This window comes from Robiginitalea sp., assembly GCF_049588695.1.
GTDB lineage: Bacteria > Bacteroidota > Bacteroidia > Flavobacteriales > Flavobacteriaceae > Robiginitalea.
On sequence record NZ_JBAVZJ010000347.1, the window covers coordinates 1 to 4,013 of the forward strand.

3 protein-coding genes and 1 pseudogene are annotated in these 4,013 nt (G+C 51.2%); 3 read left to right on the forward strand and 1 reads right to left on the reverse strand.

Going from position 1 to position 4,013, the window contains the following annotated elements; translation table 11 throughout:
* A pseudogene (locus tag WBV75_RS08445) lies at nucleotides 1-390 on the forward strand (TIGR04283 family arsenosugar biosynthesis glycosyltransferase); the annotation flags it as partial.
* Between the two features lies 1 nt (nucleotide 391).
* On the opposite strand, the gene WBV75_RS08450 reads toward WBV75_RS08445, so the two are convergent.
* Nucleotides 392-1,390 carry a glycoside hydrolase family 113 gene (locus WBV75_RS08450; protein WP_424120192.1) on the reverse strand — a complete coding sequence of 333 codons (999 nt, stop codon included), beginning with the start codon at nucleotides 1,388-1,390 and terminating at the stop codon, nucleotides 392-394.
* A 111-nt stretch (nucleotides 1,391-1,501) separates the two neighbouring features.
* Between WBV75_RS08450 and WBV75_RS08455 the strand changes: the two genes are divergently transcribed.
* Nucleotides 1,502-2,803 (forward strand): NAD(P)/FAD-dependent oxidoreductase, encoded by a 1,302-nt coding sequence (locus WBV75_RS08455; RefSeq protein WP_424120193.1) that lies wholly within the window; start codon nucleotides 1,502-1,504, stop codon nucleotides 2,801-2,803.
* The coding region (locus tag WBV75_RS08460; RefSeq protein ID WP_424120194.1) for a 4Fe-4S binding protein at nucleotides 2,800-4,013 on the forward strand (1,214 nt) is incomplete at its 3' end. The genes WBV75_RS08455 and WBV75_RS08460, both read left to right, overlap by 4 nt.

Genomic DNA, 4,013 nt, shown 5'->3' on the forward strand with positions numbered 1-4,013 from the left:
AAAAAGGAAACAGCCGGCTGTTTCAGACTTCGATTTGAACCTTCCAATCCCACCCTGAACGCCTTTGGATGGTGCACCCGACTGAACATACCCCTGTGCCGGGGTGGAGATCAATCCCTTTTTCTACCCCGCAACTGGTTTGAGGATCTCGGGGGATTTGATGAGCGCTACCGGATCTACGAGGACAATGAATTCATTGGACGGCTCTACCGCCAATATACCTTTACGGTCCTTACCCCGGAGATTGTAACCTCCTCGCGCCGGTATCAGCAGATGGGCACGTATCGCCTTCAGTTTCACTACGCCGTGGTACATTTGAAAAAATTCTTTGGAGCTTCCCCCGAAGCCCTGTACCGCTATTATAAAAACCATGTTCAGGGCCCGGGCTGAATCAGTGTTTCCGGAAGTAATCGCGTATAACCCCTTCCGCGGGTTTATTCTGGGGCGTAAATCGGTTGTCCCCGGGTCCCCCGGCTCGGGAATGATGGATAAACCATTTCCATACAAACCCCCCGGCAAACCATTCCTCTGACCAAAATTCTTCGAAAAGGGCTTCTTTGGCATTGGCCTGTGCTTCCAGGTTTACCGCTTCTTCATTTCGATCGACCAGCCAGGGTTTCTTGGCGGTATAATCCATACTGCGGTACCCGAACTCGGTAAAGAGGACCGGTCGGCCGACCGCTTTCTGAATTCCCTGAATTTCATCTTTCCATCGCCCCCAACCCTCACGCAATTCGGCTACCCCCGGATTACGGGATTCAGAGAGTGGAAAATACGCATCAATCCCGATCAGGTCCAGGTCCTCCCAAAAGGAAATTCTTTTGTATTCATCCCAGTTCGCCGCATAGGTGAGCTTTCCGGAATACCTTTGCCGGATATTGCGGATCAGCCACTTCCAATACGCAGGCCTGTGCTTTACAAAGGCTTCGAGCTCCGTCCCAATACAGAACAGGCCTACCCCTTTTTCCTCTGCCAGTTCTGCATAGGTCAGGATAAAATCAGCATACTGCCATTCCAGACGCTTCCAGTCCTGCTCGGAGTCCATCTCCAAATCGCCCGTGAAGATTCCCCGCCATATCCAAAGCTGTGGTTTGAGCATCACCCGGATTCCGTTCTTATGGAGCAGGTCAATATACTGCCGGGCACCCTGTCGGGTCTCCCCGAACCATTGGCGCTCGGTATCAAAAATGATCTCAGGACTTCCCATCTCCCGGATAAAACCAAATGGCATAACAGCTGCATATCCGGCATGAAGCGCCCGAAGGGCTTCTACGTGCTCTAAGTCCGCAGGGTCCCGCGATGCCACAAAGCTCACCCCGTTGATCTTTTCAAGGGGTGGGGTCGTACAGGCGTAAAAGCAGAGCAAAAAAAGGAGGGCGTATTGCCTCATAACAATTGTTTCATCCTGAATTAAAGGTACATATTAATCAAAGATTGCACACCGCAACTGTTAAGTTTGTAACTTCATTGCGACTGATAAAAAAACGAGAAAGCCCCGGGCATGCATATTGTAATTATAGGGAATGGAATTTCAGGAATTACGGCTGCCCGCCATATTCGCAAAGGCTCGGATTATACAATAACAGTGGTTTCCTCTGAAAGCGACCACTTTTTCTCGCGTACCGCCCTGATGTATATCTACATGGGGCATATGAAATACGAACACACCAAGCCCTATGAGGATTCTTTCTGGAAAAAGAACCGGATTGAGCTCAAAAGGGCAAAAGTGACGGCTGTAGTGCCGGCTTCAAAATCACTTGTTCTGGAAGGTGGCGGGTCCCTGGACTACGACAAGCTAATCATCGCCTCGGGATCCCGACCCAATAAGTTTGGGTGGCCCGGACAGGACCTCAAAGGGGTTCAGGGGTTGTATTCCCTTCAGGACCTGGAGGCCCTGGAGGAACATGCCCCGGATCGAAAACACTGCCGTCGTGCGGTCATTGCAGGCGGTGGCCTTATTGGGATTGAATTGGCGGAAATGCTTCGCAGCCGTGATATTCCAGTGACCTTCCTGGTCCGGGAATCGAGTTTCTGGAACGGGGTACTCCCCGAAGGCGAATCGGCCATGATTAATGAGCATATTAGGCAGCATCACGTAGACCTTCGACTATCCACCAACCTGAAGGAAATCCTTTCGGACAACTCAGGAAAGGCCCGGGCCGTCATCACCGACCAGGGCGAACAAATAGAATGCGATCTGGTCGGACTCACAGCCGGGGTTACCCCCAATATTGGTTTTCTCAAAGATTCAGCTATAGAAACGGACAAAGGGGTGCTCGTAGACCGGTATTTAAGAACCAACATCCCTGATATTTACGCTATTGGAGATTGTGCCCAGCAGCGTAGCCCTATCGGGAAACGAAGGGTGGTGGAAGCTGTTTGGTATACCGGGCGAATGATGGGTGAAACATTGGCGAGGACTATTTGCGGGCAGGAAATGGAATACAAACCAGGTCACTGGTTTAATTCCGCCAAATTCTTTGATATCGAATACCAGACCTATGGGTGGGTCTCCGCCGCCCGGGGCCGGGATCCGGAGGAGCTACATTTTCACTGGAGACACCCCAAAGAACTTCTATGCCTGACCCTTGCCTACGACGGGACAACCCGGAAACTTTTGGGGATCAACACCTTTGGGATCCGATTGCGGCACGAGGTGATAGACCGGTGGCTTACCCGGGGGATCACCATAGATCAAGCTGTTGAAAGTCTTGGGGAAGCGAATTTTGACCCGGAACAATACCGCCGCTACGAGGGCGACATCCTTCGGGCATTTACCTCTAAAACCGAGCATATTTTATGACAACCCTGGAATCCATGTCGCTGGCCGGCGGGCCTCCCAAAAGCCTGAAAAACAGTCAAAAACTATCTGTTTTCCTGGGGCTTTCGAGTTTTTGTATCCTCCTGCTTGCCACATTTGGTTTCGATTTTCCAAACCAGGGTTTCTGGTTGGCAGCCTCCCTCACCGGTATACTATTGGGGGTCATCGGATTCAGTTGGGCTTCCTACAAAGGGGAACCCAAGGGGATCAAAAACCACGGGGTACAGTTTAAATCGATTTCCGGGCGGGGCCTGTGGGCCTGGGCTCTGGGGATTGTACTCACCGGGTTCTATATTGTTTTATATTTCTATCCGGAGTACCTCGGCCTGGTCAAAGGAGGTCCCAACCGGGGGTTGATTTCTCTTTTCGACCCGTTGAGCCGTGCACTAAGTGGTAATCCCGCCAGTCAGTGGTTTGTATATGGTACCCTCTATACCCTGGCTATTCTGGCCTTTGGGATAAAGTTTCTCTGGAAGTACCGCCACAACCGGTACCAGCGACTCAGAACCCTCAGTGTTATGTTTTTCCAAACGGCTTTCGCCTTTATCATTCCCGAGATTATGGCGCGACTCAATGGGGACCTTCCCTATTACGACCTGAAAAATATCTGGCCCCTGAATTATTACAACTTCGAGCGGTATCGGGTCAATGCTTTTATCGATTCCGGGGATATCGGCCTGGGGATGCTCATCTTCGGGGTGCTCTCCATCCTGGTCATCACCCCTTTACTTACTTATTTCTACGGAAAACGATGGTATTGTTCCTGGGTTTGTGGCTGCGGGGGGCTGGCGGAAACTGCCGGGGACTCCTTCCGCCAACTCAGTGACAAAAGCACCTTTGCCTGGAAAGTGGAACGGTGGGTGGTGCACAGTGTCCTTGTTTTTGTGGTACTGATGACCACCGCAGTGGTCTACTCCTACCTGGGTTCGGATAACAGTAAATACTGGTTGAGCAAACCCCAGTTTCTCACAGGTGTGGGCGTGCTGCTGACCGCAATTTTTACCTGGGTAATGGTCTTCAGGCGCACAGCCCTGAAAAAGGATGCTATCTACGGGGCGGCGGGCTACATGATTATTATTGTTGGCCTTTTAGCCATCCATGGATTCAGCGATGCCAAGCACATCTTTATCTTCTCCTCAGAAAGCCTGCGGAAGACCTATAGTTTTCTGATCGGGAGTATTTTTTCCGGGGT

What these genes read in the sequence shown, in the direction of transcription:
- WBV75_RS08455 (WP_424120193.1), top strand. Translation starts at nt 1,502, where the DNA reads ATGCATATTGTAATTATAGGGAATGGAATTTCAGGAATTACGGCTGCC.
- WBV75_RS08450 (WP_424120192.1), bottom strand. Translation starts at nt 1,390, where the DNA reads ATGAGGCAATACGCCCTCCTTTTTTTGCTCTGCTTTTACGCCTGTACG.